32 protein-coding genes are annotated in these 26,224 nt (G+C 75.2%); 19 read left to right on the forward strand and 13 right to left on the reverse strand.

From position 1 onward, the window contains the following. The first annotated feature begins 160 nt into the window (after window positions 1–160). Entirely contained in the window at window positions 161–1,708 is a 1,548-nt protein-coding gene (locus tag AC07D6_RS25715; RefSeq protein ID WP_479048068.1) for an ATP-dependent DNA ligase, read from the forward strand. On the opposite strand, the gene AC07D6_RS25720 is transcribed toward AC07D6_RS25715, so the two are convergent. After that, window positions 1,690–2,244, reverse strand: a complete 555-nt coding sequence (locus AC07D6_RS25720) for a DUF6328 family protein (RefSeq protein WP_479048071.1) — start codon at window positions 2,242–2,244, stop codon at window positions 1,690–1,692. The two genes, AC07D6_RS25715 and AC07D6_RS25720, sit on opposite strands and share 19 nt — an antisense overlap. A gap of 235 nt (window positions 2,245–2,479) precedes the next feature. Here AC07D6_RS25720 and AC07D6_RS25725 point away from each other — a divergent pair, with 235 nt between their 5' ends. The 3 genes from AC07D6_RS25725 to AC07D6_RS25735 all read left to right on the forward strand — a co-directional run bounded on the left by AC07D6_RS25725 (window position 2,480) and on the right by AC07D6_RS25735 (window position 4,383). Continuing rightward, window positions 2,480–2,884, forward strand: a complete 405-nt coding sequence (locus tag AC07D6_RS25725) for a hypothetical protein (RefSeq protein ID WP_479048074.1) — start codon at window positions 2,480–2,482, stop codon at window positions 2,882–2,884. Window positions 2,885–2,971: 87 nt separating this feature from the next. Continuing rightward, window positions 2,972–3,655, forward strand: coding sequence for a DUF6766 family protein (locus AC07D6_RS25730; protein WP_315881614.1), 684 nt, complete (start codon window positions 2,972–2,974; stop codon window positions 3,653–3,655). Between the two features lie 59 nt (window positions 3,656–3,714). Beyond that, the gene (locus AC07D6_RS25735) at window positions 3,715–4,383 is read left to right on the forward strand and encodes an HAD family hydrolase (protein ID WP_479048076.1); all 669 of its coding nucleotides are present in this window, start codon (window positions 3,715–3,717) and stop codon (window positions 4,381–4,383) included. A 20-nt stretch (window positions 4,384–4,403) separates the two neighbouring features. Here the strand turns inward: AC07D6_RS25735 and AC07D6_RS25740 are convergent, their stop codons facing one another. After that, a complete protein-coding gene (locus AC07D6_RS25740; protein ID WP_479048079.1) occupies window positions 4,404–4,724 on the reverse strand; it encodes a plasmid stabilization protein in 321 nt (106 codons plus the stop codon). A gap of 186 nt (window positions 4,725–4,910) precedes the next feature. On the opposite strand from AC07D6_RS25740, the gene AC07D6_RS25745 reads away from it, so the two are divergent. The 4 genes from AC07D6_RS25745 (at window position 4,911) to AC07D6_RS25760 (ending at window position 8,056) form a co-directional block, all read left to right on the forward strand. Continuing rightward, window positions 4,911–5,309 (forward strand): hypothetical protein, encoded by a 399-nt coding sequence (locus AC07D6_RS25745; protein ID WP_315881617.1) that lies wholly within the window; start codon window positions 4,911–4,913, stop codon window positions 5,307–5,309. A 172-nt stretch (window positions 5,310–5,481) separates the two neighbouring features. Continuing rightward, window positions 5,482–6,273 carry a polysaccharide deacetylase family protein gene (locus AC07D6_RS25750; protein ID WP_479048082.1) on the forward strand — a complete coding sequence of 264 codons (792 nt, stop codon included), beginning with the start codon at window positions 5,482–5,484 and terminating at the stop codon, window positions 6,271–6,273. Between the two features lie 179 nt (window positions 6,274–6,452). Further along, on the forward strand, window positions 6,453–7,406 hold the full coding sequence (locus tag AC07D6_RS25755) for an aldo/keto reductase (RefSeq protein ID WP_479048259.1): 954 nt from the start codon (window positions 6,453–6,455) through the stop codon (window positions 7,404–7,406). 206 nt (window positions 7,407–7,612) lie between these two features. After that, a complete protein-coding gene (locus AC07D6_RS25760; RefSeq protein WP_479048084.1) occupies window positions 7,613–8,056 on the forward strand; it encodes a response regulator in 444 nt (147 codons plus the stop codon). An 88-nt stretch (window positions 8,057–8,144) separates the two neighbouring features. Here the strand turns inward: AC07D6_RS25760 and AC07D6_RS25765 are convergent, their stop codons facing one another. From AC07D6_RS25765 to AC07D6_RS25775, 3 genes are all read right to left on the reverse strand, one after another. Continuing rightward, a complete protein-coding gene (locus AC07D6_RS25765) occupies window positions 8,145–9,146 on the reverse strand; it encodes a hypothetical protein (RefSeq protein ID WP_479048086.1) in 1,002 nt (333 codons plus the stop codon). Between the two features lie 215 nt (window positions 9,147–9,361). Then, window positions 9,362–9,805, reverse strand: a complete 444-nt coding sequence (locus AC07D6_RS25770; protein ID WP_479048089.1) for a subtilase-type protease inhibitor — start codon at window positions 9,803–9,805, stop codon at window positions 9,362–9,364. A gap of 326 nt (window positions 9,806–10,131) precedes the next feature. Further along, window positions 10,132–10,344 (reverse strand): hypothetical protein, encoded by a 213-nt coding sequence (locus tag AC07D6_RS25775; RefSeq protein ID WP_315881332.1) that lies wholly within the window; start codon window positions 10,342–10,344, stop codon window positions 10,132–10,134. A 299-nt stretch (window positions 10,345–10,643) separates the two neighbouring features. Here AC07D6_RS25775 and AC07D6_RS25780 point away from each other — a divergent pair, with 299 nt between their 5' ends. Beyond that, entirely contained in the window at window positions 10,644–11,105 is a 462-nt protein-coding gene (locus AC07D6_RS25780) for an SPW repeat protein (RefSeq protein WP_315881331.1), read from the forward strand. A gap of 111 nt (window positions 11,106–11,216) precedes the next feature. Here the strand turns inward: AC07D6_RS25780 and AC07D6_RS25785 are convergent, their stop codons facing one another. The 3 genes from AC07D6_RS25785 to AC07D6_RS25795 are packed head-to-tail and all read right to left on the reverse strand — an operon-like array spanning window position 11,217 to window position 14,165. Beyond that, on the reverse strand, window positions 11,217–11,759 hold the full coding sequence (locus AC07D6_RS25785; RefSeq protein WP_479048093.1) for a cupin domain-containing protein: 543 nt from the start codon (window positions 11,757–11,759) through the stop codon (window positions 11,217–11,219). Further along, window positions 11,756–12,946, reverse strand: coding sequence for a cytochrome P450 (locus AC07D6_RS25790; protein ID WP_315881339.1), 1,191 nt, complete (start codon window positions 12,944–12,946; stop codon window positions 11,756–11,758). The genes AC07D6_RS25785 and AC07D6_RS25790 overlap by 4 nt, the downstream gene beginning before the upstream one ends. A gap of 55 nt (window positions 12,947–13,001) precedes the next feature. Next, complete coding sequence (locus AC07D6_RS25795; RefSeq protein ID WP_315881329.1) at window positions 13,002–14,165, reverse strand: type III polyketide synthase; 1,164 nt, start codon at window positions 14,163–14,165, stop codon at window positions 13,002–13,004. A 276-nt stretch (window positions 14,166–14,441) separates the two neighbouring features. Here AC07D6_RS25795 and AC07D6_RS25800 point away from each other — a divergent pair, with 276 nt between their 5' ends. Continuing rightward, window positions 14,442–14,663, forward strand: coding sequence for an acyl-CoA carboxylase subunit epsilon (locus tag AC07D6_RS25800; protein WP_315881328.1), 222 nt, complete (start codon window positions 14,442–14,444; stop codon window positions 14,661–14,663). A 3-nt stretch (window positions 14,664–14,666) separates the two neighbouring features. Here the strand turns inward: AC07D6_RS25800 and AC07D6_RS25805 are convergent, their stop codons facing one another. From AC07D6_RS25805 to AC07D6_RS25815, 3 genes are read right to left on the reverse strand one after another with little or no spacing between them, the layout of a single operon-like run. Beyond that, window positions 14,667–15,464: a polysaccharide deacetylase family protein gene (locus tag AC07D6_RS25805; protein WP_479048097.1), complete on the reverse strand. Its 798-nt coding sequence runs from the start codon at window positions 15,462–15,464 to the stop codon at window positions 14,667–14,669. Continuing rightward, on the reverse strand, window positions 15,461–16,348 hold the full coding sequence (locus tag AC07D6_RS25810) for a DMT family transporter (protein ID WP_315881327.1): 888 nt from the start codon (window positions 16,346–16,348) through the stop codon (window positions 15,461–15,463). Before AC07D6_RS25810 ends, AC07D6_RS25805 begins: the two co-directional genes overlap by 4 nt. Window positions 16,349–16,358: 10 nt before the next feature. Next, entirely contained in the window at window positions 16,359–17,123 is a 765-nt protein-coding gene (locus AC07D6_RS25815) for an SDR family NAD(P)-dependent oxidoreductase (protein WP_479048100.1), read from the reverse strand. Between the two features lie 178 nt (window positions 17,124–17,301). On the opposite strand from AC07D6_RS25815, the gene AC07D6_RS25820 reads away from it, so the two are divergent. After that, window positions 17,302–18,390: an MGDG synthase family glycosyltransferase gene (locus AC07D6_RS25820; protein WP_479048102.1), complete on the forward strand. Its 1,089-nt coding sequence runs from the start codon at window positions 17,302–17,304 to the stop codon at window positions 18,388–18,390. Between the two features lie 223 nt (window positions 18,391–18,613). Next, the gene (locus tag AC07D6_RS25825) at window positions 18,614–19,291 is read left to right on the forward strand and encodes a carbonic anhydrase (protein WP_479048263.1); all 678 of its coding nucleotides are present in this window, start codon (window positions 18,614–18,616) and stop codon (window positions 19,289–19,291) included. A gap of 97 nt (window positions 19,292–19,388) precedes the next feature. Here AC07D6_RS25825 and AC07D6_RS25830 read toward each other — a convergent pair whose 3' ends face one another. Both AC07D6_RS25830 and AC07D6_RS25835 read right to left on the reverse strand, forming a co-directional pair. Further along, window positions 19,389–19,790 (reverse strand): hypothetical protein, encoded by a 402-nt coding sequence (locus AC07D6_RS25830; RefSeq protein WP_479048104.1) that lies wholly within the window; start codon window positions 19,788–19,790, stop codon window positions 19,389–19,391. Between the two features lie 468 nt (window positions 19,791–20,258). Continuing rightward, window positions 20,259–20,396 (reverse strand): hypothetical protein, encoded by a 138-nt coding sequence (locus tag AC07D6_RS25835; protein WP_479048265.1) that lies wholly within the window; start codon window positions 20,394–20,396, stop codon window positions 20,259–20,261. On the opposite strand from AC07D6_RS25835, the gene AC07D6_RS25840 reads away from it, so the two are divergent. The 7 genes from AC07D6_RS25840 to AC07D6_RS25870 all read left to right on the forward strand — a co-directional run bounded on the left by AC07D6_RS25840 (window position 20,389) and on the right by AC07D6_RS25870 (window position 25,979). Further along, the gene (locus AC07D6_RS25840; protein ID WP_479048273.1) at window positions 20,389–20,541 is read left to right on the forward strand and encodes a hypothetical protein; all 153 of its coding nucleotides are present in this window, start codon (window positions 20,389–20,391) and stop codon (window positions 20,539–20,541) included. The two genes, AC07D6_RS25835 and AC07D6_RS25840, sit on opposite strands and share 8 nt — an antisense overlap. Before the next feature lie 117 nt (window positions 20,542–20,658). Continuing rightward, window positions 20,659–21,150, forward strand: coding sequence for a YflT domain-containing protein (locus tag AC07D6_RS25845; protein ID WP_315881322.1), 492 nt, complete (start codon window positions 20,659–20,661; stop codon window positions 21,148–21,150). 421 nt (window positions 21,151–21,571) lie between these two features. Then, on the forward strand, window positions 21,572–22,186 hold the full coding sequence (locus tag AC07D6_RS25850) for a hypothetical protein (RefSeq protein WP_479048106.1): 615 nt from the start codon (window positions 21,572–21,574) through the stop codon (window positions 22,184–22,186). Between the two features lie 327 nt (window positions 22,187–22,513). Beyond that, a complete protein-coding gene (locus AC07D6_RS25855) occupies window positions 22,514–22,726 on the forward strand; it encodes a DUF397 domain-containing protein (protein WP_479048109.1) in 213 nt (70 codons plus the stop codon). Between the two features lie 366 nt (window positions 22,727–23,092). Continuing rightward, window positions 23,093–23,923, forward strand: a complete 831-nt coding sequence (locus AC07D6_RS25860) for an MBL fold metallo-hydrolase (protein ID WP_479048111.1) — start codon at window positions 23,093–23,095, stop codon at window positions 23,921–23,923. Between the two features lie 843 nt (window positions 23,924–24,766). Then, a complete protein-coding gene (locus tag AC07D6_RS25865; RefSeq protein ID WP_479048113.1) occupies window positions 24,767–24,910 on the forward strand; it encodes a hypothetical protein in 144 nt (47 codons plus the stop codon). Continuing rightward, a complete protein-coding gene (locus AC07D6_RS25870; RefSeq protein ID WP_315881317.1) occupies window positions 24,903–25,979 on the forward strand; it encodes a response regulator in 1,077 nt (358 codons plus the stop codon). The genes AC07D6_RS25865 and AC07D6_RS25870 overlap by 8 nt, the downstream gene beginning before the upstream one ends. Window positions 25,980–26,224: the final 245 nt, after the last annotated feature.

The raw sequence follows: 26,224 nt of genomic DNA on the forward strand, positions 1-26,224 counted from the left end.
AGGTTAGGGGAGTTGGGTGAAGGAAGGGAGACGGGCGGCTTGATCCTCCACCACGTGCCGACATCCCCCGCGCGACGTTCACCGCACGCACCGCAGGCACCGCGCCCGCCACGAGCCGCTCCCGCGTGCGGCCGGCGCGCGCGGCGGGCACCATGGCCGCATGCTGCTGGCCCGACTCGCAGACGTCTCCGAGCAGGTCGCCGCCGCCCCGGCGCGCTCCCGCAAGATCGCCGTGCTGGCCGACCTGTTCTCCGCGACACCGCCCGCGGAGGCCCCCCTCGTCATCGCGTACCTCGCGGGCCGCCTCCCGCAGGGCCGGATCGGCGTCGGCTGGAGCGCCCTGAAGGACCCCGTCGCACCCGCCGGCCACGCCACCCTCACCGTCGCCGGCACGGACGCCGCGCTGACCGCGCTCGCCCGCGTCACGGGGCCCGGTTCCCAAGCGGAGCGGCGGCGCCTCGTCCACGAGCTCATGGCCGCCGCCACCGCCCCCGAACAGCGGTTCCTCCTCCGGTTGCTCACCGGCGAGGTCCGGCAGGGGGCCCTGGACGCGATCGCCCTGGAGGGCGTCGCCCGGGCGGCCCGCGCCCCGGCCGCCGACGTGCGCCGCGCGGTGATGCTCGACGGGTCCCTGCCGAGGGTCGCCACGGCGCTCCTCTCCGAGGGACCGGCCGCCCTGGAGCGGTTCCGCCTCCGCGTCGGCACGCCCGTGCAGCCGATGCTCGCCCACACCGCCAAGAGCGTCACCGACGCGCTCGCCTCGCTCGGGCCGTGCGCCGTGGAGGAGAAGCTCGACGGCATTCGCGTCCAGGTGCACCGCGCCGGCGACGACGTGCGGATCTACACCCGCTCCCTCGACGAGGTCACCGACCGTCTGCCGGAGGTCCGCGCCGTCGCCCGCGCCATCCCCGGCGACGCGTTCGTCCTGGACGGCGAGGTGATCGCCCTGGACGCCTCGGGCCGCCCCGTCCCGTTCCAGGAGACCGCCTCCCGCGTGGGCTCACGCCTCGACGTGGCCGCGGCCGCGGCGGCCCGCCCCGTGTCGCCCGTGTTCTTCGACGTCCTCGCCGCAGACGGGGCCGTACTGCTGGACCTGCCGGGCCGGGAGCGGCACGCGGAGCTCGCCCGGCTCGTCCCCGAACCCCTGCGCGTGCGGCGGACCGTCGTCACCGACCCCGCAGACCCCGCGCAGCGCGCCGCCGCCGAGGCGTTCTTCGCCGACACCCTCGACCGGGGCCACGAAGGCGTCCTCGTCAAGGCCCTCGACGCGCCGTACGGCGCAGGCCGGCGCGGGCGCTCCTGGCTGAAGGTCAAACCGGTCCACACGCTCGACCTGGTCGTCCTCGCCGCCGAGTGGGGCCACGGGCGGCGCACCGGGCTGCTGTCCAACCTCCACCTCGGCGCCCGCGCCGCCGACGGCACCTTCGTGATGCTCGGCAAGACCTTCAAGGGCCTCACCGACACGATGCTGCGCCGGCAGACGGACCGGCTGCGCGAGCTCGCCGTCTCCGACGACGGCTTCACCGTCCGCGTACGGCCCGAACTGGTCGTCGAGGTCGCCTACGACGGCCTCCAACGCTCCCCGCGCTACCCGGCCGGGGTCACCCTCCGCTTCGCCCGCGTCGTACGGCACCGCCCGGACAAGCCCGCCGCCCAGGCCGACACGATCGACCAGGTCCTGGCGGGCCCTCAGTCACGCGTCGTGTAGCGGTGCCGCGCCCACATCGGCAGCACGAACCAGCACACCAAGTACCAGAGGGCCACCCCCGACACCAGCCACGGCACGTAGCCGTCGTGCGTCGCCACCCGCAGGATCAGGAACAGCGCCGACACCATCGTCGCCAGCAGCAGCACCAGTCCCGTGAACGTCAGCCGTGACGCCCACGCCACCGTCTGCGGCTTGATCCTGCGGCCCGACACCAGGCGGTGGAACGACACGGGCCCGATCAGCGCGCCCGTCGCCGCCGCGCCCAGCACCACCGTGATGATGTAGATCCCGCGGTCCACGTCCGACAGGTCCGCGAACCGGGGCGCGAAGACCACCGTCAGCAGGAAGCCGAACAGGATCTGCACCCCCGTCTGCGCGACCCGGATCTCCTGGACCAGCTCGCTCCACCGCCGGTCCGCCCGCTCCTCCGGCGTCTCGCGCCGGCCCCGCCACAGCCCGTTCTCCGGCTCCCCGGTCTCCGGGGAGCCGGGCACGCCGCCCGTCTCCTTCGAGGAGCCGCGCTCCCGACCAGGCATCTCGCCCTCCCGTCGTCGCTCCGACGTGTTGCAGGTACCCCCTCCGGCGCGCCCCAGCCACCCGGACGCGCTCCACCCCGGGACGCCGTGTCCGCCACCGGCGATACGGCAGCAGGAGGAAGCTCACCGGGTGTCGCGCCACCGTGACGTGACCGACGGCCGCCACGCCCCCATGCTCGTACCCACGCCTCCGGGAAGGCCCCGCGAGGCCGGGTGCGGAAAGGAGCCGAGCCCCGTGCGCCGTCTCCCCGCCGTCCTCGCGCTCCTCGCCCCGGCCGCCGCCCTCACCGGCTGCTCCACCCTCGAAGCCGAACGCGCCGCCGTCACCGGGGCCGCCCTCAGCTTCGCCCGTCACGCCGAGGGCGCCGGCCACGCCGCCGCGTGCCGGCTCCTCGCCCCGGCGACCCGCGAGGCGCTCGCCCAGGACCCCGGCCCGTCCTGCGAGGCCGGGCTGTCCGACGCCGCCCTGCCCGCCCCCGGGCGGGTCCGCACCACCGATGTGTACGGCCACCAGGCCCGCGTCGTCCTGGACCACGACACGTACTTCGTCACCCGGTTCCCGGACGGCTGGAAGGTCCGGGCGGCCGGTTGCGCACCCCGCCCGGAGCGCCCCTACGACTGCCGTGTGAAAGAGGAGTGACCCCGCCGTGCGCACCATGTTCACGCTGTACGCCCTCACCCTCGCCTGCGGCCTCGTCTACTTCGGCGTGCTCGGGGCGGCCCACCGGTGAACCGTCTCCTCCGCTTCGCCCGGGACAACGGCCTCTCCCTCGCCTTCGGGACCGGGTTCCTCGTCACCGTCTCCTGCCAGGCGGTCGCCGGACGGGCGCAGTACAACGAGGAGATGCGCTCCCTGGGGGCCGAACCCGTCGGTTTCGCCCGCTACCTCGCGTCGGCCGACTTCGCCGTGGCCGTCACCGAGAACTGGCAGTCCGAGTACCTGCAGTTCTTCCTCTACCTCTTCGGCACGGTGTGGCTGCTCCAGCGGGGCTCCCCGGAGTCCAAGGAGATGCACAAGGCCGGAACCGAGTCCGACGAGGACCAGCGCGTCGGCCGCCACGCCACCCCCCGGTCCCCGCGCTGGGCCGGCGCGGGCGGCCTGCGGCAGGCCCTGTACTCGCGTTCCCTCGGCATCTGGATGTGCGCGGTCTTCCTCGGCTCCTGGTACGTCCAGTCCGTGAGCGGCGCCGCCGCGTACGGCGAGGAGAGGCTGCGGGAACTGCAGAGCCCGCTGCCCTGGTCCGAGTACCTCGCCGCGCCCGACTTCTGGAGCCGCACGCTCCAGAACTGGCAGTCGGAGCTCCTCGCCATCGGCTCGATGGCGATCTTCTCCGTATACCTGCGGCAGCGCGGCTCCCCGGAGTCGAAACCGGTCGGCGCCGCCCACGACGCGACCGGCGTCGAGGGCTGAGGGGCCCGGAGCCGGGAAGCCGGAGCACAGACGTACCCGCCGTACAGAGAGGATCCCTCATGACCCGCGCCGCCGTGTTCGACGTGGACGGCACCCTCGCCGACACCAACCACCTCCACGTCACGACCTGGTGGGAGGCGTTCCGGCAGGCCGGACACCAGGTGCCGATGCACGCCGTCCACCGGGCCGTCGGGCTCGGCGCCGAGGACCTCGTGGAGCACCTCCTCGACCCCGGCAGGGACCGCGGCGCCGACGCCTCGATCAGCGCCGCCCACAAGGCGCTCTACGGCACGTACTCCGACCGCCTGCCCGCCTTCCCGGACGCCGGCCGCCTGCTGAGGACCCTCGCCGCACGCGGCTGGACCGTCGTCCTGGCCACGTCCGCCGGGGGAGCCGAACTCGCCGCGCTCCGCCGCGCCATCGACGCGGACGACGCCGTCACCGCCGTCGCCGCCGCCGACGACACCGAGGAGGGCAAGCCGGCCCCGGACCCCGTGCGGCACGCCCTGGAGCTGGCCGGCGCACCCGCCGACCGGTCCGTGTTCGTCGGCGACACGGTCTGGGACATGAAGGCCGGCACCCGGGCCGGGGTCACCTGCGTGGGCCTCCTCTGCGGCGGCATCCCCCGCGCGGACCTCACCGACGCGGGAGCGGCCGCCCTGTACGCCGACCCCGCCGACCTGCTCGCCCACCTGGACGACAGCCCGTTCGGCGGGGACGCCGCGTGACACGGCGGGCCGCGACCGGGTCACCTGCCGAGCTTGCGCTGCAACTCCGCCTTGTTCATCGAGGACCGGCCGGGGATGTCGCGCTTCTTGGCCTCGGCGTACAGCTCGTCGTACGTGGCGCCCCCCGAGCCACCGCCCCGCTTCGACGACGAGGCGTCCCGTGACGACGCCTTGCCGGAGGACCCGCCCGACGACTTCGCCTCACCGCTGCGCGCCCGCTCCTTGTTGACCGTGCGCGCGGCGATCTCCTTGGCGCGTTTCTCGCCCTCGCCGCGGTCGCGGGCGCTGTCCTTGATGTGCTCGTACTGCCGCTCGCGCTTGGAGCTGGATCCTGCGGGCATGGCCGTTCCTCTCGTCGGTGCCTTGCGGTGGCCCCCGTTGGTCCCACCCCGGTACCAGGCATGTCTCCCCGCAAACACGCGCCGTGCCCGTCCGCCAGCGGAGTGGCACACAGGTGCCATCCGTGGGGACGCGGGGAAGACGGGTACTCGTTGCGAAGGACCCGACGGAAGGACGTGGAGAACGCCATGGCAAGCGACCCGGGAAAGGACACGGCGAACCGGCGCGCGGGGGAGCACCCCGCCGACTGCGATGTCACCGTCCAGCTCAGCGACTGCGACCGCGCGGACGCGAAGGCGGTCTTCGAGGCGTTGAACGGCGTCTTCGCCGGCTGCGAGGACGTGGCACCGCAGTCCGCGGGGCGCGAGCCGACCGTGTGGATGGCCACGTTCGACAGCTCCGCCCGCTCGGGCGAACCCACCGCCGCGCCGCGGCTCGGCTCGCCGGTCGAGGCGCTGCTGACCGGGGACCACCACGCGGTGGAAGAGGTCGCGAAGGCCCTCGGCCACCTCTTCGACGTGCGGTCCACCCAGCACGTCTCCGGCGAGCACGAGACGGAGTGCCGCCTGCTCCTCGCTCCCCGCTGAGCTGACGCCCCGCCGGACGGCCACGGCGTCCGGCCACCGCGGGCGCGCCGACCCCGGGTCGGCGCGCCCGCGTTTCCCCACCCTTCTATAAACCACGTGTATACACCTTGTGTAGAGTGCGGCGCGCGGCCTTCACCGGGTCGCTTCGACCCCATCGAAAGAGAGCTGCGCCGTGCCGCTTCCGCTGCCCTCCCCGTCGTCCGCGCGCCCCGCCCGCACGCCGCGCCGCCGCCGTACGGCCGCCGTCCTCGCCGCCGCTGCCACGCTCGCCCTGGTCCTGGGCGGCTGCTCGGTGGAGACCGTCGCCCCCGCCGACGTGCGCGAGGACGCCAAGGGGGAGGCGCCGCGGCCCGTCGACTGCCGGCAGGCGAAGTGCATAGCCCTGACCTTCGACGCCGGCCCGGGCAAGGACACCCCGAGGCTCCTCGACATCCTCGGGGAGAAGCAGGTCCCCGCCACGTTCTTCCTGCTCGGCAGCAAGCACATCGACCGTCACCCCGACGTCGTGCGCCGCATCGCCGCCGAGGGCCACGAGGTCGCCAACCACACCTGGACCCACCGCGTCCTCACCGACATCGAACCGGACGAGATACGCGAGGAGCTCACCCGCACCCAGGACGCCCTCCAGCGCCTCACCGGCCGCAAGCCGACCCTGATGCGCCCCCCGCAGGGCCGAACCGACGAGACGGTCACCGAGATCTGCCGCGAACTGGGCCTCTCCCAGGTGCTGTGGAGCGTCACCGCCAAGGACTACGCCACGACCGACTCCGACCTGATCCGCGAGCGCACCCTCGCCGGGGCCGGCAAGGACGGCATCATCCTGCTCCACGACATCTACGACGGCACCGTCCCCGCGGTCCCCGGCATCATCGACGAACTGAAGGGACGCGGCTTCACCTTCGTCACCGTGCCGCAGCTCCTCGCCCCCGCCGAGCCCGAACCCGGCGCCGTCTACCGCCCCTGAGCCACCGGCGGGCCCGGCCCGCCCGCACCGGCCCGCCGCACACGGGTTAACCTCGTCGAACAGGCGGGCCGGCGGAGCCCCACGGCCACCCCGGGCCCGCCGTCGCCCCACCCCGCAGAGGCAGGAGACCCCTCGTGAGACCGGCCCCCTACCGCGCCGCCGAAGACCGCTACACCACCATGCGGTACCAGCGGTGCGGCCACAGCGGCGTCCTGCTGCCGCAGGTGTCCCTCGGCCTGTGGCACAACTTCGGCGACACCACCCCGCTGGAGACGCAGCGCGCCGTCCTGCGCCACGCCTTCGACCGCGGCGTCACCCACTTCGACCTCGCGAACAACTACGGCCCGCCCTACGGCAGCGCCGAGGCGAACTTCGGCACCCTCTTCGCCCAGGACTTCCGCCCGTACCGCGACGAGCTGTTCATCGCGACGAAGGCCGGGTACGACATGTGGCCGGGCCCGTACGGCGAGTGGGGCTCCCGCAAGTACCTGCTCGCCAGCCTCGACCAGTCGCTGACCCGCACGGGCCTCGACTACGTCGACGTGTTCTACTCCCACCGGCCCGACCCCGACACGCCCGTCGAGGAGACGGTCGGCGCCCTCGACGCCGCGGTCCGCCAGGGCAAGGCGCTCTACGCGGGCCTCTCCAACTACAGCCCCGAGCAGATGACCCGCGCGGCCGCCGTCCTCAAGGAACTGGGCACCCCGCTCCTGATCAACCAGCACGCCTACAACATGCTGGACCGCACCATCGAGCAGAACGGGCTGATCGCCGCCTCCGCCGAGGTCGGCGCCGGCGTGATCGCGTACTCCCCGCTCGCCCAGGGCCAGCTGACGGACCGCTACCTGGAGGGCGTACCCGCCGACTCCCGCATGGCCATCGGCCACTTCCTCAAGCGGGACGCGCTCACCGACGACAAGCTGAAGCGGCTGCGCGCGCTGAACGCGTTCGCGGCCGGCCGCGGCCAGACCCTGGCGCAGCTCGCCCTCGCCTGGATCCTGCGCGACCCGCGCGTCACGTCCGTCCTCGTCGGCGCGAGCGGCGTGCGCCAGCTCGACCAGAACCTCGGCGCCCTCGACGCCGCGCCGTTCGACGACGCGGAGCTGGCCGAACTGGAACGCCTCCTCGCCTGACGGCGAGGAGGCGACGCGGTGACGCCGCTGGTGGGTCAGAGCCCTCGCCCGACTGGCGTCCCCGCGGTTCCGGGAGACGGGTTCGGCCACCCCGCCGGGCCCGTCCCGCCGGGCCCCTGCCGTCCGCGTGCCGCGGAGGGCATCCTGGAGGGGACACGGGGGCGGTGAAGGGCCGGCCCGGCTCCACGGAGCGGAGGTGAGGTCCCTTGCCCGCCGCAGAGAAGGTCCTCCTGGTCGACGACCGCGAGGACAACCTGTTCGCGCTGCACAGCGCCCTCTCGCCGCTCGGCTACCCCCTGGAATTCGCGACCAGCGGCGACGCCGCCCTCAAGGCCGTGCTGCGCGGCGGCGTCGCCGTGACGGTCCTGGACGTGGTCATGCCCGGGGTGAGCGGCCTCGACGTGCTGCGCTACATGCAGCGGCTCGAGCAGACCCGCCGCATTCCGGTCATCCTCGTGACCGGCCTGGGCGTCGACGCCCAACTGTCCCGCGCGGCGATGCGGCTGGGCGCGGCGGACCTCCTGGTCAAGCCGATCGACCCGTGGTCGCTGTGCATCAAGGTCCGCTACCTCCACCGCTTCTCCCACCGCTCTCCGGACCCCGCGCCGTCCGCCCCGGCCACGACCACGGCCCCGGCGGCCCGCCCGTAGGCCCGCCCCCCGCAGCGCCCGGAACCCGCGTCGTGGTGGTCTTCCCCGCCCCGCCCACAGGCCCCCCGCAGCGCCCGAGACCCGCGGCTCACCGGCCCAGCCGTCCGATGGCCTCCTGCGCGTGCTTCGCGGCCCGCCGGGCGGCCCGCTCCGCTTCCAGGGCCCGCTCCCTGGCCTGGCGCACGGCGCCGTGCGCGGCCTCCTTGCGGGCCTGCGCCTCCTTCAGGCGCGCGACCAGCTCCTCCGCCCGCAGATCCGCCTCGTGCGCCCGCTGCTCGGCGCCCTCCAGCGCGTCCCGGGCGTGGCGCGCCTCGTCCTCCCGCGCCGCCGCCTCCCGCCGGGCGGCGGCCGCCTCCCCCTCGGCCCGCCGCCGCTCCGCCTCGTGCTGTTCCGCCTCGTGCTGCTCCCGCCGGGTCCGGCGGGCCGCGGCCGGGTCAGGGCGGCCCGTACCGCCGCTGTCGCCGCTCCCGGCCCGCGCACCGCCCCGGGGCCCGGCCGGGGACGGGCCGGTGCGCGGGCCGGGGGCCTTCCCGGCGGCGGAAGCCCCCTCCGTACCGGTGGGCGCGGTGGGGGCCACGGGAGGGCGCCCCGGTACGCCGTCGTCGGAGGCCCCGGCCGCTTCGGCGCCGACCGGTGCCCCCAGTGCCCTGCTGAGGCGGCCCGACAGCCACGCCCCGGCCGCCCCCGGGTCGGCGAGCACCGTCCGCAGGGTCGCCTCGACCTCCTCGCGGACGGCGTCCCCGACCTCCTTCCCGGCCTCGGCCGTCAGCCGCTGCGCCTCCCGCGCCAGCGCGGCCACCAGGTCGTGCTGGCGCCGGTCCAGCTCGCGCAGCCGTACGCCGCCGGGGCTCCGGCGGGCCCGCCGCGCCGCTTCCCCGAGGGCGACGAGCGACCGGGCCTCGTCCGGCCGGGCCCGTACGAGCAGATTGCTCGCCCACGCGGCCAGGGTCGGGCGCCGCAGCGCCCGGATCCGGGCGGCCAGCTCGCGGTCCCCGGCCTCGCGGGCCCGGGCGGCGCACTGCTCCCGGGCCGCGGTGAACTCGGTGGGCCGCAGCCCGTACAACTCGTCGGCGACGCTCTCCACATCCATGGCTCACGTTCCACGGCTCACGGTCCGGTCCCGTACCGGGGCCAGTGCCCACGGGTGATGCCGGCGGCGACACCCGTGGAGACGCATGCCCCTTTCGTTCCACCAGTGTCGGCCACCCGGCCCGCCCCGCGCACGGCGACGGCCCGCGCCGTCTCCGTGGCAGGGGGAGGATGCCGGGAGAGGGCGCGGGCCGCGGGGAGGCCGGGCGGCAGGGCTCAGAAGGAGAAGACGCTGCCGCCCTCGGTCTGGAGGACGCAGGAGTTGCCGAACGTGCGCTCGTACGCGACGCGCCGTCCCTCCCAGACGCCCTCGGCGGTGGCGACGAGCGGGTCGTAGATCTTGACGCAGGCACGCTCCTCGCCCCCGCGCAAGGCGGAGAACTCGCCGTTGACCGAGCGCAGCTCGTCACAGGCCTCCTCGGGCGCGGGATGGGTTCCGCCCGGCGTCGGCGCGCAGGTGAGGGTCACCGCGCGAAGCGGCGTCGCCGTCTTGGCCGTTTCGCCCTTCGACACGGTCAGGACCAGCGCGTTCGGCGCGTACAGACGCGACTCGTCGGTGCTCGCCCGCTCCGGGACGGCGGCGGCGGCCGGCGCCAGCGCGGTCATCGTTGCGGCGGTGATCATCCCGAGGGCGGCGGTACGCCGTATGGATGCCCGCATGTGCCTCATGGTCATCACTTTCCTTCGAATCCCGTTCGGTCGGGGTGCGTGAACAGCCTGCATTCTTGCGGCGATTGACGCACATTCAGTGAAGGTTTTCAGGTTTTGTCACCTTTTCAAACATTGACCTGAAATCAGCGCTTCGAGGTCGCCGTTCGGTAGGTGCTCTGCCGTCACCGCAGGTTGACGCCCCGTCACCGGTCCTGTTCAAGGATGGATCATGCGTGAAACGGCGCGGTGTGTGAGTCGTAACACGGCCGAAACGTGGCGGTAACCGACCCGGTCGGCTCCTCGCCGTACACATGCGGGCTTTCGGGACGTCTCCGTCAGTTCCCGCTGCCGAGGAGGAAGTCGGTCAGGGACCGGGGCGTCAGGGTGTCCTTCTTCAGCAGGCCGACGCCGTCGCTCGAGGACACCGGGGCCTCCGGTGCCTGCGGGGCGGCCTGTGCGGCCTGGGCGGGGGTCGCGGTGCCGGTGGCGGCGAGCAGCGCGCCGGCGGCCGTGGCCAGGGCGGCGGTGGCGGCGGTACGGAGGCTCATGGTTCCCTCTCGGTCGTTCGGCGTTCGTGGTGGGGCGCGACCGCGCCCCCGCGTCTGACAACGACGAAGCGCCGCGGAGGTGTCGCGCGCCCGCCCCGGGTTGCGGCGCCCGCGGGTGAGCCCTCCGGTGTCCGCGGCGACGGTGCCCCCGGTGGTGGCGCCCCCGGTGGTGGCGCCCGCAGGGGGCCGAGCCGTCGTGAGCATCTTCGTAGGAAAAGTCCCTATTGACCTAAATGGGCCAACAGGCGTTATATGGTGGTAAAGGGCAGATAAAGGCTTCTACAGGAGGCGGGCCCCCGATGACCACCCACCCGACCATCGAGCATCACCCCGACGTCGCCGAGATGCGCGCCCGGTTCGAGAAGGCCACCAGCACCCCACGCGGTCAGGCCGTCGAGGCACTGGCCTTCCTCACGGGCGTGTACCTGGCCGCGTCGCCCTGGATCGCGGGGTTCCACGGGCTCACGGCCCTCGCCGTGTGCAACCTGATCCTCGGCATCGCCTACGCGCTGTGCATGGGCGGCCTGGGCTCCGCGTACGAACGGACCCACGCCATGGCCTGGTGCGCCGTGGCCATCGGCGCCTTCACGATCATCTCGCCGTGGCTCGTCGCCGGAAACGTCGACACGACCCGCAGCGTGTGGAACAACGTCGTCGTCGGCGTCGTGGCCCTGCTGCTCGGCGTGGCCATGGCCGCCACGGGCGAGCGCCGCGCCGGCGCGGCCCGCGCCCGCCGGGGCGGGAGGGCGACCACCCCGTGACCCGGGCCTGACGGCCGAAGGCCCCGGCCCGCCTCCACGGGCGGCCCGGGGCCCACGCGTGCCCGTCCCCTGCCCGGCGTCCCCGCGCGGCGGCCCCGGATGGACCCTCCGTCACCGTGCCGAGGCGCCGTGCCGCATCGGGGTCAGCTGCTCGATGTCGTACCGGGCCCGCAGCGCCGCGATCGCCGCGTGGTCCGGCGGCCCGCCCCCGTCGAGGATCTCCAACAGCTCCTCGAAGTACCGCTCGTGGTCCGGGGGAGGGGACGCCTGGAAGAACATCTTCGCCGGCTCGTCCGTACGGTTCGCGAACGCGTGCGGGCAGCCCGGCGGCACCACGATCACCGTGCCCGGCGTCGCCCGTACCGTCCGCCGCCCGCTCCGGGACTCCCAGTGGCGCCAGTCGTCCCGCGTCCGTACCCGGGGCTCGAAGGCGAGCACGTCCAGCTCGCCCTCCAGCAGGTAGAACAGCTCCTCGCTGTGCGCGTGCACGTGGGCGCCCACGTCGAACCCCGGCGGCACGACCACCTCGAAGCTCGACGCGGCCCGCGCGTGCTCACCCGTGACCTTGAACGTGACCTGGTGGGCGGGCGCGGTGAGCGTCCGGCCGTGCCCGGTCGGCACCAGCAGCCCGTCCGGCGTCGCGTGCGCGCTCATCCCCAGGTCACCGGCATCGACTCCGGACCCCGGATCAGCGCGCCGCGCCGGAACCGGACCTCCTGGGCCGGCACCGCGAGGCGCAGCCCGGGGAACCGGTCCGCCAGCGCGTCCACCAGCAGCTCCGACTCCAGCCGCGCCAGCATCGCGCCGACGCAGAAGTGCGGCCCGTACCCGAACGCCACGTGCGGGTTCGACGCCCGGTCGAAGTCGATGCGCTCCGGGTCGGGGAACACGTCCGGGTCGCGGTTGGCCGCCAGGTACGACACGTACACCGCCTCACCCGCGCGGATCCGCACACCGGCGACCGTCACGTCCTCCAGCGCGATCCGCGACAGCCCGACCGCGCTGCGGTGCGGGATGTACCGCAGCAACTCCTCGATCGCCCGCGGCCGGCCCTCCCGGTCGGCGCGCAGCCGGTCCATGAGGTCCGGCCGGGTCAGCAGGATGAACAGCATGTTGCCGGTGTTGTTGGTGACCGCCTCGCCGCCGATCTGGATGAGCAGCGCGAGCCCCACCGACTCCGATTCGGTGATCTCCCCGGCCGCCACCGCGGTCGACAGCAGTCCGATGACGTCCTCGCCGCCGGTGCCGCGCCGCCGCCGCATCGTCTCGGCGAAGTAGGCGCACATCTCCTCCTTGGCGCGCTGGCTGCGCTCCGCGCCCTGCGCCGACGACAGGATGAGGTTGGTCCACTCGTGCATGCGCGGCCGGTCCTCCGCCGGCACCCCCATCAACTCGCACACGACGGCCAGGGGGAACGGCCCGAGCAGCCGCTGCGTGAAGTCGGCCGGCGGCCCGTCCCGCAGCACGCCCGCGACCAGTTCGTCGAGCATCTCCCGGGCCCGGTCGCGCAGCCGCTCGACGCCCCGGGTGGTGAACGCGGGCGCCACCGCGCGGCGCAGCCGCGTGTGGTCCGGCGGGTCCTCGAACCCGACCGCCCCGTCGACGGGGATGAAGTGCGGCGCCAGTCGCGTGACGTCGTTCTCCACGACCAGCTTCCGGCTGAACCGGGGGTCGTTCGTCACCGCCCGCACGTCGTCGTACCGCGTCACCAGCCAGGCCCAGCCCGACCCGTTCGGCAGCTTGATGCGGGTGACCGGCCCCTCCTCCATCAACCCGGCCAGCACCGGGTCGAAGTCCACCCCGAACAGGTCGAGCGCCGGCCAGTGCCGCACGGGCGGCAGCGCCGGGCCGGCGCCGCCGGCCCCCTCCCGCTCCGCCTCGGCGGTCGTCGTCGTGTCATCCAGCACTGCCGGGCTCCTCCGTGTCCGTGTACGCGTCGACGAACGCCCTCGACGTGACGGTGGTCTTCGGGACGGAGCCCCGTGCCGAGACGCCGGTGGCGCGGGAGGAACCCGACGTCGTCCAGCGGCCCAGGGACATCTCCGCGGTGATGCCCGGCCCGAAGCCGGCGAGCAGACCCCGCGCGGACTCCGGCGTCCCGCCCTCGTCGAACATCCGGCGCAGCGCGTCCAGGACGACGGCGCTGGCGATGTTGCCGTACTCGGTGAGCGTGGCCCGACTGAAGCGGAACGCCTCCGGGGCCACTCCGAGGAACTTGCTCAGGTCGTCCAGGATGCGCGGCCCGCCGGCGTGGATGATGTAGAAGTCCAGGTCGGAGGCGTCCCACCCGTGCTGTCCCGCCAGCTCCTTGAGCGCCGGGGCGAGCGGCTCCATGGTGCCGGGAACCCGCTTGTCCAGCTTGAAGTGGAACCCGGTCGCCCGGACGTCGTACGCGATCCAGTCGACCGTCTCCGGCACCAGGTACGAGCCGTTGCGCTCCAGCGAGACCCCCGTGCCGCCCTTGCCGCGCATGACGGCGGCGGCGATCCCGTCGCCGAACAGCCCGTTGGACAGCAGGTTCCCGACGCCGAGGTCGGTGGGCTGGTAGCAGAGCGAGCAGAACTCGCACGCCACGATCAGGGCGTTCGCGTCCGGATACGCGCTGCAGAAGTCGTGCGCCCGGTTGATCGCCGCACCGCCCGCCGCGCAGCCGAGCTGTGCGATGGGCACCTGGCGGGTGTCGCTGCGGAAGCCCATGGTGTTGATCATCCAGGCGGTCAGGGACGGCATCATGAAGCCCGTGCACGACACGTAGATGATCACGTCGATGTCCGCGGCGCGCAGCTCCGCGTCCTCCAGCGCACGGTGTATCACGGCGGGCACCCGGGCCTTCGCCTCCGCCTCGTAGACGGCGTTGCGCTCCTCGAAGCCGGGGTGCTTCAGCGTCTCCTCGATGGGCCGGAGAATGTGCCGCTTGCGGACCCCGGTGTTCTCCATCAGTCGCAGGGCGAGCGGGAGCTGGGGGTGATCCGCGTGAATGGTCCGCGCCAGCTCGAGCGTCTCCTCCATGGTGATCACATGTTCGGGGACGGACACCGCGGGTCTGCACAACGTGGCCATGATGTCGAGCCCTTTCGTCGCGTATTGCTCGCGTTCACTCAGAGGATGTGCGAGCTCCGGCCGTCGCGCGCGTCGAGGCGGCCACATGGGGTCACCGGGAACCGGCCGCGCGGCGCACTGCCCGTGTGCGGGAAGGGGAGAGGCGTACGGAGCCGTCCGGCCTCTCACCCGTCCGGCCGCCACCCCGATGCCGAACCGCCCTCGCCGCGACCGGGGCCGGGCGCGGCCCGCCGGGGAGCGGATGCGGGGACGGCGCCACTGCCGGACGATGGACCAATGCACCACCACTTGCGGATACTTCACGGTTCACCCACGAGCGCGGAGCTCGCCGCCATCACCGCCGTCCTGGGCGCCCTCGTCCACGGCGCCGGCGAACACACCGCCGGGCACCCCCACCGCCGCGCCCGTCGCGTTGAGTGGGACCGCCACTGGCACCCGCACCCCGCGCCGCACTCCTGGCGCGCCCGCGCCCTCCGGACCCCCTTCGGCCGGCCCTAGCCGTCACCGGCCCGCACACCCCCGCGCGGCACCCGCCGGGCGGTTCAGGCCGTGTTCGGCGAGCCGGCCGACCGCGAGCCCCCGCGCCCGGCAGTCGGCGACCAGCCCCGGCAGCGCCCCCAGCGCCGCCCGCCACGAACCGGGCGCGCACAGCGCGTCCGAGTCGTGCAGCAGCACCGTCGCCCCGCCCCGCACCCCGCGCGCCACCTCCGCCCGTACGCTCGCGGGCGACGCGTCCGCCGTCCAGTCGCGCCCCCACGCCGACCACAGCACCGGACGGAGCCCCGCCGCGCGCGCCGCCGCCCACCGGCCCCCCGTCAGCACCCCGTACGGCGGCCGGTACCACAGCGGCCTGCCCCCCGCCACGTCCGCGACCAGCGCCGCCGCCCGCGCCACCTCCCGCACGTCCCGCACCGGCCGCGGCACCCAGGGCGGGTCGTGGGACCAGCCGTGGACGGCCAGTTCGTGGCCCTCCGCCACGATCAGCCGTCCCAGCGCCGGTGCCCGCTCCAGCCGCTCGCCGAGCACGAAGAACGTCGCCCGGACCGACAGCCGGTCCAGCGCGCGCAGGAACAGCGGCGTCGTACCGGGATCCGGCCCGTCGTCGAACGTCAGCGCCACCCGACCCGGGTCGCCCCGCCCGTCCAGCGCCGGCCACAGCGCCCCGCGCACTCCCGGCAGCCACGTCGCCGCGGGCACGACGTGCCAGCCCGCCAGTCCCGCCACCGCGACCGCCCCCGCGCGCCACACGGCCGCGCGCCGGGCCGCCGTACGCCGTGCAGCCGCACCCGCCGTGCTCACCACGTGCCCTCCCCGTCCTCGCCGCCCTTCACCAGCGGCGACCGGGCCAGCTCCACGCACGCCACCACCAGGACCACCACCGCGACCGCCTCGAACACCCCCCGCACGCCCACGACGACCCGCTCGTCGAACAGCCAGACCCCCAGCACCACGCTCAGCAACGCGTCCCCCAGCGTCAGGGCCGGCTGCGACGCGGCCAGCGTCCCCGCCCGGAACGTCATCTGCAGCAGCAGGAAACTCGTCAGTCCCACCGCGACCGCCGCATACAGTTGCCACGCCCCGAACACCGAGCCCAGCCCGTCCTGCAACCGGCCCAGCGCGTCCTTCAGCAGCGCCGCCGTACCGGAGAACCCCATCGCCGTCGCCGCCCCCAGCACCGCCGCCCGAGGCGCCGACGGCAGCCGCAGCGCCACGGCCACCAGCCCCACCGCGACCGCCCCGATCACCAGCCCCGCCCACAGCCAGTCCGCCGCCGGTACGGTCGCCCGCCCGCCCGTCGGCTCCGCCAGCGCCAGGAACGCGGCCAGCGCGGCCGCCATCGCCCCGAACGCCCACCAGGTACGCCGATCGGGGCTCCGCCGGAACACCACTCCGCCCACGACCAGCGTGAACAGCAGTTCCGTACTCATCACCGGCTGCACGACCGCCAGCGGCCCCGTCGCCAGGGCCAGCGCCTGGAACAGCCCCGACAGCCCCAGCATCACCGAACCCCACACCCACACCCGCCGCCGCACCAGCCTCTGCCACCACCCGCGCGCCGCCGTGTCGGCCGGGCCCGCCGCGTCCGCCGTGCCCGTGTCGGCCGCGGCGCGCCGCTGGAGCACCGAGGCCGCGGCGTTGCCCATCGCCGCCAGCAGGGCCAGACAGATCGAGAGAGCGAGCATCGCGCGCCGCTCAGCCGAACCGCTTGGCCATCGCGCGGAAGAACCCGGGCGCACCGCCCCGGATCCGTGCCGGCCCCGCCAGCCACGCCGGTGCGAACACCTCGTCCCGCCCGTAGACCACCGACTTCCACACCAGGTCGGCCAGTCGTACCACCGGCACCGGCCGAGGCCGCCCCCGGTGGTACGGCACGCCGCGGCGCGCGAAGAAAGGCGTGTCGACCGCGCCGGGCAGCACCGCCGTCACCCCCACCCGCGTACCGGCCAGTTCGTAGCGCAGGCTCTCCGCGAACGCCAACAGCCCGCCCTTCGTCGCCGCGTACACCGCCTCGTTCGCCACGCCGGCCCAGCCCGCCATCGAACTGATCAGCACCAGCCGCCCCACACCGCGCTCCACCATCCCCGGTAGCAGCAGCCGCACCAGCTGCACCACCCCCGTCAGGTTCACCGCCACCAGCCGCTCCACGACCTCGGGCGGCATCCGCGTCAACGGCCCCGCCCAGCCGATCCCGGCCGACGCGACCAGCACGTCGACCCGCCCCTCCCGCTCCAGCGCCCGGGCGGCGAGCCGCTCCACACCCTCCGGGCCGCCCAGGTCGCCCGGCAGCCCCGCACCGCCCGTACGGCGCGCCACCTCGCCCAGCCGCGTCTCGTCCCGGCCGGCCAGCAGCAGCCGCCAGCGCCGCTCGGCGTCCACGGCGAACCGCTCGGCCACCGCCTCTCCGATCCCCGACGACGCACCCGTGATGAGCACGACCGGCCGTGCCGTTCCCGCCATGCCAGACCTCCGGACTCGCGCCCCCGCTCCCCCCGGCCTCCCGATTCCTCCCCGGCCGCCCCGCCGCGACGGTGCGCCGGGCCCGCGAACCACCCGAACAGGCCCGCCCGGCCCGCCCGGGCCGCCCTCCGCCCCCACGATGGGAGGGACCCGGATCCCGCCACCGGAAGGTGACCACATGACGCGGCGCTGCCTGGTCCTGAGCGCGAGCATGGGCGCGGGCCACGACGCCGTCGCCGCCGAACTCGCCCGCCGGCTCCGCGCGCACGGCCACGACGCGCACGTCCACGACGTCCTGACGCTGCTGCCGCCCGGCACCGGTCCGGCCCTGCGCGCCTTCTACCGCACGGTCGTACGCCGCGTGCCCGCGCTCTACACGGCGATCTACCGCGTCTTCCTCGCCCCGCCCCCGCCCCACCCGGACGGCCCCGCCGCCCCGCGCGCCGACACCTCACCGCTGGCCGTACTCGCCGAACGCCCCCTGGAGGCCCTGGCCGCCCGCCTCCGCCCCGACGTCGTCGTCTCCACCTTCCACCTCGCCGCGCAGGTCACCGGCCGCATGCGGGAACGCGGCACCCTGCGCGTCCCCAGCGCCGTGTACGTCACCGACTTCGCCGTCCACCGCGGCTGGCTCCACCCGGGCAACGACCTGTACCTGTGCGTCAGCCCGGGCGCCGCCGAAGCCGCCCGTACGGGCACGGGCCGCCGTGCCGCCGCGCCCGGCCCGGTCGTGCCGCCCGCCTTCCACGCCGTCGCCCGCACCCCGCCCGGCCCGCCACCGGACCCGCACCGCCCCACCGTCCTGCTCTCCGCCGGTGCCTGGGGCGTCGGCTCCGACCTGCCCCGCACCGCCGGGGCCCTGGCCCGAAACGGCCTGCGCCCGGTCGTCCTGTGCGGCCGCGACGAGCACCTGCGCCGCCGCACCGCCCGCGTCCCGGGCGCCGTCGCCCTCGGCTGGACCGACGACCTGCCCGCCCTCATGGCCTCGGCCCGCCTCCTGATCGACAACGCCGCCGGTCAGACCGCCGTCCAGGCGCTGGCCGCCGGCCTGCCCGTCGTCGCCTACCGCCCCATCCCCGGCCACGGCACCGACGGCGTGCGCCACATGGCGGCGGAGGGCCTGACGACGACGGCGCCCGACCTCCCGTCCCTGCTGGCCGCCGCCGCACGCCTCGTCCCCGACGGCCCGGCACGCGCCGAACGCACCGCCCGGGGCCGCGCCCTCTTCCAGGACGACGCCTCCCTCCTCGTCACCCTCCTCACCTGACGCCCGCCCCGGCCCCGCCGGAGCCGTTCACGATTCGTTCAAGGCGCGGCCAACGAGGCACCAAGAACCGGACGGGGTGGGCAGGGCGCCCCCTACCGTGCCGAGCGTGACGTCGACACCCGAGCTCATACTCACCAGCCCCGCGGTCCGCCCCGACCACCCCGACTGCCCCGACCACCCCGACCGCTCCGGCGACCGCGACCGCCCCGACCGCCGCGCCCTCCTGCGGGCCGCGCTGGCCGGCGGCGCGGCGCTCGGCGCGGGCGTCGCCCTGCCCACCGCGCCGGCCGTCGCCGCCGGACAGGAGGCCGCGCGGCCGGACACGCCGGCGGCGGCGCTCCGCGCGCTGCGGCAGGGCAACCACCGCTGGTACACCCGCCACCAGACCCACCCGCACGAGTCGGGCGGCGACCGTCTCCTGGCCGTGTCCGGGCAGCATCCGTTCGCCGTCGTCCTCGGCTGCATCGACTCGCGCGTCCCGCCCGAGCTGGTCTTCGACCAGGGGCTCGGCGACCTGATGACCGTCCGCTCGGCGGGCTGCGTCCTCGACGAGGCGGTCCTGGGGAGCATCGCGTACGGCGTCCTGGAGCTCGGCATCCCCCTCGTGGTGGTGCTGGGCCACCAGTCGTGCGGCGCGGTCACCGCAGCCGTCCGCGCGGCCGAGACCGGCGAGGAACTGCCCGCGCACATCGCGTACGTCGCCGAGCAGATCCGCCCCGCCATCGACCACACCCAGACCGGACAGGCCCGCGTCGACGCGACGATCACCGCGAACGTCCGGCTGGTCCGCTCCCGCCTCGCCGCCGAACCGGACCTGGCGGCGCGGGCCGCCGCGGGCCGCCTCGCCATCGTCGGCGCCCGCTACGAACTGGGCTCCCAGCGGGTGCACACCGTCACCTGACCCCGACGGGGCCGTTCGGGTGACGGACTCCGGGCCACGACCGCCCGGACGGTCACCGAAGGCACCGCAGACACCGGCCGTGTCCGCACCGGCCGCGTCAGGGCCGGTGCACCGGGCCGGTTCCCCCTCCAGCGGATCCCGTCACTCGGCGGAACTCGTGGACCACGTGGATCCGGCCGACGATGTGGGCGTTGAACTCGTCGAGCTCCTCGGCCGGCACCCACAACTCAAGGATCGTCCGCCCGCCCGCCTGCCGTACCGGATACCGGCGCAGGAACTCCGTCTCGACGTCGAAGCGGGTGACGAAGCCGGCACCGTCGTGCCGGACGTTCCAGTCCCTCGCGATCCTCACCGCGTACTCCTCGTTGAGCACCGGGTAGAAGATCGGCTGCTCCGGCAGCCGAGGCGGCCAGGCGCGCCAGTCCGACTCCCGGACCAGGTCCAGCTCCTTGGGGCCGGTGGGGCGCCACAGGGTCGTCGTCGCTTGCCGGCCGGTCATGGGAACCACTCTCTCACCTGGGCGAACCGCCGATGCGGCTGGCCGGGGGACCAGACGGTACCGGTGCCGCGGACGCGGCGGCCACGCGTTTTCCGCGCCCCCCGCGGAGCTGACCGGTGGCCACGGGACGCCCCTGGGTCGACGAGTCCACGCGCGCGGCGGACCGCTCTGCCCGCCGAGGGGGTGTTCCCGACCCGGGAGACCTCGGTGCGGGAGGCGGGGGAGGTCAGGAACCGCGCGGGGCCACCGGGCCGGACGCGTGGGCGAGGACTACGAGCCGGGCGCGGTCACGGGGGTGGAGTTCGGCCGTGGCTCGGCTGACGGGGGGTTTCCGCGCTCAGCGGGCTGATCCCCGCGGTGGGCGGCCCGGCCGTCGGACAGGCCCCGCGCGACCGGGCGACTCCGCACCGGCGTACGGCACCGAGCAGATGGCCAGCGCGTCCCCGGGTCCGGCAGCGCGGTCCCGGCTCAGGGGGCGGCGGTGGCGAGTTCGTATCCGGCCGCGCGTACGGTACCGGCGACCTCCTCCTGGATCAGGGGGATCACGCTGGTGACGGTGACCTGTCCGGTGGGCACGTCCACGGTGACGTCGTGGACGGTGTCCAGCGCGCAGAGTGCGGTGGTGAGGGCGGCGGCGCAGCGGCGGCACGGCGTCGAGGAGCTGCGGGACCTGCTCGGCAGTGAGCCGGTCCACGCGGTGCTGCACCGGATCGTCACCCCGCGCCGGGTGCCGGGGGGTGCCGGAGGGTGACGCCGCCGGTGGACCGACCGGGGCGGTGACCGAAGGAGTGAAACGTCGAAAGGTGGAGAGGCGATCCGGAGAAACCGGTAACACCGGTAGCAAGTGAGCAAAAACGGAGGGACGGACATGGCACCCATCGAACCCGGGCCGCTGGACCCGATCAGCGCCGCATGGAACACCGTCGGGAGCTACGACTCGTACGAGGAGGCGCAAGCCGCCGTCGACCGCCTCTCCGACGAGAAGTTCCCCGTCGAGAACATCGACATCGTGGGGTCGGGGCTGCGACTGGTGGAGCGTGTCACCGGCCGGCTCACCAAGGGCAGGGCGGCGGCTGCGGGCGCCGCCAGCGGCGCCTGGTTCGGCCTGTTCATCGGCCTCCTGGTCGGCTTGTTCACCCCGGGGCCGACCTGGCTGGGCCTGCTCCTCGGCGGCATCCTCATCGGCGCCGTGTGGGGCGCCGTGTTCGGTTTCGTCGGGCACGCCGCGACGGGCGGCCGCCGGGACTTCTCCTCCACCCGCACCCTGGCGGCGACGAAGTACGACGTGATCGCGCGCGGAGGGCACGCCGAGCAGGCGCGGGCGATCCTGCACGGCTCCCACTCGACGGCGACGGACTGACGGCCCGCTGCGCGCACGGCCCGGCGGCACGACCGAGCGCCGCCCCGCACCCCGCTCCGGCGCCGAGGAAGGACGGAGCGAGCCCGCCCGGGCGCCGCCGTACGGGAAGCCGAACCGCGCCGGGCACGGAGCCACCCGCGGCGGGGCCGCGGCACGCGGGGCGAGGGACCTCCACCGCGGACCTGACCCGCGGTGACGGCCGCTGCCCGGGACGAGCAGGCGCGCCGGGCTCACGATGACGGACGAGCAGGCGGCCCGCGCTCACGATGACGGACGAGCAGGCGGCCCGCGCTCACGATGACGGACGAGCAGGCGGCCCGCGCTCACGGCGCCCGGGGCGAGGTACGCCAAACGGGTGGCCGGGGACGCGCTCGGATTCGTACGCTGTGCACCCTCCACCACCGGATGCGGGGACGACAGCGTGAGCACCACCGACAGGCCGTGGCTCCACACGGAGCACGGCGCGAACATCGGCCACACCGAGACCTGGACCTGGGAGGCGGCCGTCCAGCTCCAGTTGGAGCGGGTGCGCAGCGGCGACGGGTGGACCCCGGTCCTCGACGCCTACCAGTTCGTCATGGCGCTGCGGATGGTGCTGCGCGGTGTGCAGATGACCCGCCGGCACCTGGTCACCGAACCGGCGCGGGCGCTCCTCGACGAGGCCCTGGCGGACTTCACCGCGGCGGTCCCCGGCGGGAAGGACGCCCGGGACGTCATCGAGCACTTCGACGAGTACACCCAGGGCACCGGCCGGCTCCAGCACCCGCCGGGCACGAAGGAGAAGGACCGCCGGCCGGACGACCGCCTGGCGGAGGCGTTCCGGATCGAGTTCGGCTGGCGCCGCGAGGGCGGCGAGCGCCGCCCCGTCCTGACGGTGGGCCCCTACCCGATCGACCTCGTCACCGCCGCCGACGCGGCCAAGCGCCTCCGGTGCGACGCCTACGAGGCGCTGCGCATGGACGAGGGCTCGCCGTGGCCCCGCGGTTCGGCGTACGCGGTGCAGCACGCCGCGGACCCCCGACGGCCCCGGGCGTGAGGAGAGGCCGGGGGTCGGTGGACGGCCGAGAGCCGCCTCCGGCGTGACCGCTCGCGGTCGCTCTCCCACCCCGCCCCCCGGGCCGCCCCTCCGGCGCGATCCCGGCGGAGCGGACGGTGTCCCGGCGGCGCACGCCACCGCCGGGGCGGGGGCCGCGTCCGGTCCGGATCGCGGATGGTCCCTGGCCGTGGAGGGCGATGTGCGGAAAGGTTCGTGCGGAGTCCCGGTTCGCCGGCAAGGACGTCGACCGGCGGCCTCGCCGGCCGGGCGTGCGGCGCGCGATCGCCGGACGCCCGACGGGGGCCGTGAACGGACGAGGGAGGAACCATGGAGAAGGACGAGCTGTACGTGAAGGACACCTCCGCCGTGCGGTGGCGCAAGAGCAGCAAGAGCTTCATCGCCTGCGTGGAGGTGGGCGATCTCGGTGGTGGCGCCGTGGTGCTGCGGGACTCGAAGGACCCGGCCCGCGGCGACCTGCGCTTCACGGCGCAGGGGTGGGCCGCGTTCCACGACGGGGTCCGCGACGGCCGGTTCGGCTGAGCGGGCGCTCGCCGTCCGTGGCGGGACGCCGGTACCACCGACCGCGCGCCCGTGGGCCGCGCCGTCCCGCGTGACCGGCGCCCGCCACCCGGCACCGGGGGCCACCGGCCCGTCCCCGTGGCGCCCCGTACCGTTTCCGGGCGAGCCGGCCAGGTCGGCGCTCCCTGACGCGGCAGCCGCGGCGGACGGCCCCCGCCCTCCAGTCGGCGGACCCGCGGACGGCGCGACGCGGACGGCGCGACGCGGAGGAGGGCGCGGAGCGACCGCCGCGCCGCGGCCCGGACGCCCGGACGCAGAGACCCGTCGCGGGGCGGTGTGGGCGCCCGGCCCCTGGTTACCCGTAGGCGCGATGTGAGGGAGGCTGCCATGGGCCGACCGGCGCCCGAGGGCTCCGCGGAGATCCTCTTCATCGGCAATGCCACACTGCTGATCCGCTACGGCGAGCTGACGCTGCTCACCGATCCCAACTTCCTCCACCGCGGGCAGTTCGCCCACCTCGGCTACGGCCTCGTGTCGCGCCGCCTGACCGAGCCCGCGCTGGACGCGGCGGACCTTCCGGCGCAGGACGTCGACGCCGTCGTGCTGTCCCATCTGCACGGGGACCACTTCGACCGCGAGGCGCGCCGCCGCCTGGACCGCGGCCTGCCGTTCGTGACGACCCCGCACGCCTCCCGCGTCCTGCAGGGGCTGTTCGGCTTCCACCGGGCGGTCGGGCTCCGCACCTGGCAGAGCCAGACGGTGCTGCGCGGTGACTCCCTGGTCCGTGTCACCTCCCTGCCCGGCAGGCACGCGCCAGGGCCGGCGCGCGCGCTGCTCCCACCGGTGATGGGCAGCCTGCTCGAGTTCGGGGACCGCTCCGGGGAAACCCGCCTGGTCGTGTACCTGACGGGCGACACGCTGGTGTACGACGGCCTGCGGGAGATCACCCGCAGATGCCCCGACATCCATCTCGCGGTCCTGCACCTCGGCGGCACGACCCTGCCCGGCGGCCTGGTGGTCACGATGGACGCCGCGCAGGGGGCGGACCTGCTCGACATGGTCCGCCCCCGCCGGGCCCTGCCGGTGCACTACGACGACTACCCGGTCTTCCGCTCCCCGCTGTCCGACTTCCTCGCCGAGGCCGAGCGCCGCGGCCACGGCGCGCGCCTCCTGGGGTGCGAGCGCGGCGAACGCGTCACGGTCGGCCCCGCCGTATGAGCCCCCGTCCCCGCGGCGGCCCGACCCGCCCGCGGGGGAGGAGGCGGTCGCCTCGGCCCCGACGGCCGCGCCGTCCCCTCGGACCCGCGCGACCGCGCCGTCCCGTGCTTCGGTGACCCGCCCGTCGCGGCCGTCCGTCCCGTCACCCCGGCCAGGACGGCGGAACCCGAGCCGATGGCCGAACCGGCCGTCAGCCCGCCGGCCCCCGCCCTGGGCCCCACCCTGACCAACGCGCTGTGCCACGCCCTGGGCGTCCGCCCCGCCGCCCTGCGCCCCCCACACCGGAGCGGCCCTCGGGCGACCCCCGGCGCGGCGGATGTCCGGCGTGGCGGAGGCCCGGCGCGGCGGAGGCCCGGTGTGGCGGAGGCCCGGCGGGGCGGATGTCCGGCGGGGCGGACGGCCCCACCGGGATCCGGTACCGACGGGACGGGACGGGCCGGGGCGGGGTTCCCCGTGACGGGTGTGTGGCGGCACCTGCCGCCGTCGCCGTACGGTCGCCCACGTTGCGCGGCAACACACCGGCGACGGATCCCCTCCCCACCCCCTCCGAGCTGCGCGGACGGCGGTCGGCGGAGGCCCGCGGCCGTGAGCGGCGCCCTTTTCCCGTCGCCCCGCCCGGCCGATGACGTCGTGCAACGGTTCCACCACGGCTCATGCTGTGTGTCACCCGCGCGGCAATCCGCCGTACGGGTGGTGACGCCCCGTCATGCGGTCGGGGCCGGAGGAACGGAGACGTACATGGATCGGGTCCCGCTCTCGCCCGGGGCGCCCCCGGTGTCCCCGCCCGCGGCACTCGGCGGCGCTACGGCCGCGGCGCCGGCCCGGTGGGCGGGCGGAGGGCTCGTGCGCAGCGCCCCCACCGGGCTCGCGGGCGCCGGCCCGGCCGTGCCGTTCTCCGACCGGTCCACCGCCGCCGGGCCGGACGGGGCGGAGGGCCGGAGCGAGGCGGGCACGGGCGAGGGCCGGGAGGTGGAGGAGCGTGGGTGAGCTGCGGCCGCTGGGGCACGACCTTCCCGAAGAGGCGCGGGCGCTCGCCCAGGCGCTCCGGGAGCTGTTCGAGGGCCTGGAGGTGTCGGTGCGGCGGTACGCGGCCCGCCGCCGGCGCGACCCCGGCACGCTCTCGCGCTACCTCAACGGAACCCGGTTGCCCCCGTGGCAGGTGGTCACCGACCTGCTCGCCGACCTGGCCGAGCACCGCGGCACCGCCGTGACGAGTGAGGCCGTCGAGCTCCTGCGCGAACTGTACGGTTCCGCCGTCCACGCCGGTTCCTCCCCGAAGCACGCGGTGCGGGTGCTCGAGGAACAGCTGGCCGACGCCGACCGGATCTCCCGGCGCTCCAGCGTGAGCGGCGACGTCCTGGGCGACGCGCTGCTGGACCGCACGCACCGCATCGCCGACCTGGAGGTGCGGCTGACCCAACTGGAGATGGACTGGCAGGCCGAACGGGCCCGCGCCGACCAGTTGGAGGCGGCGCACCCCGCCGTGTCCCAGCTCCTGGAGGAACGCGACGCCCTCCAGCGGCAGGCGGCGCGCCTCGGGGAAGAGCTCCAGGCGGCCCGCGAGCAGCGCGCGGCGGCAGAGGCGAGGTGCGAGCTGCTGGAACGGCAACTCGACGCCGCCGAACGGCCGGTCGCCGCCCTGACGGCGCCGGACGCGGGCACGCCCAAGGTGCTGATCGTGGACGACCAGCCCGACAACCTCCTGGCCATGACCGCGGTCCTCGCCACGCTGGAGCAGGAACTCGTCACCGTGACCTCCGGCCGGGAGGCGCTGAAGGCCCTGCTGGACCACGACGACTTCGCGGTCATCATCATGGACGTGCAGATGCCCGAGATGGACGGCTACGAGACCGCCGCCCAGATCAAGCGCCGCCCCCGCAACCGCGACGTGCCGATCATCTTCCTCACCGCCATGGGCACCGACCCCGAACACACCGCCCGCGGCTACGCCGCCGGCGCGGTCGACTACATCAGCAAGCCGTTCGACCCCTGGGCCCTGCGGGCCAAGGTCGCCGTCTTCACCGCCATCCACCTCGAACGCCGCGTACGGCCGTGAACGGGTCGAGGCGGCGTTCGGTCGGCGGTGGACCGGTGAGACGGGTGTCGCGGCGGGGCGCGTGGCCGAAGAAGCGGTGGAGGCCGCCGAGGTGGATCTCCCGTACGGCCGGGCAGTCGCGTGCGAAGGGGACGTTGGTGGCGGCGACGACCTGGCAGCCGCAGCCGCCGACGGCCCTCGAACGAGTCCTCCTCCGGCTGGACCGAGACCTTCGTCGACCTCCGCCTCCGTACGACCATCGCCGA

The sequence above is a fragment of the Streptomyces sp. NPDC045287 genome (assembly GCF_056432325.1).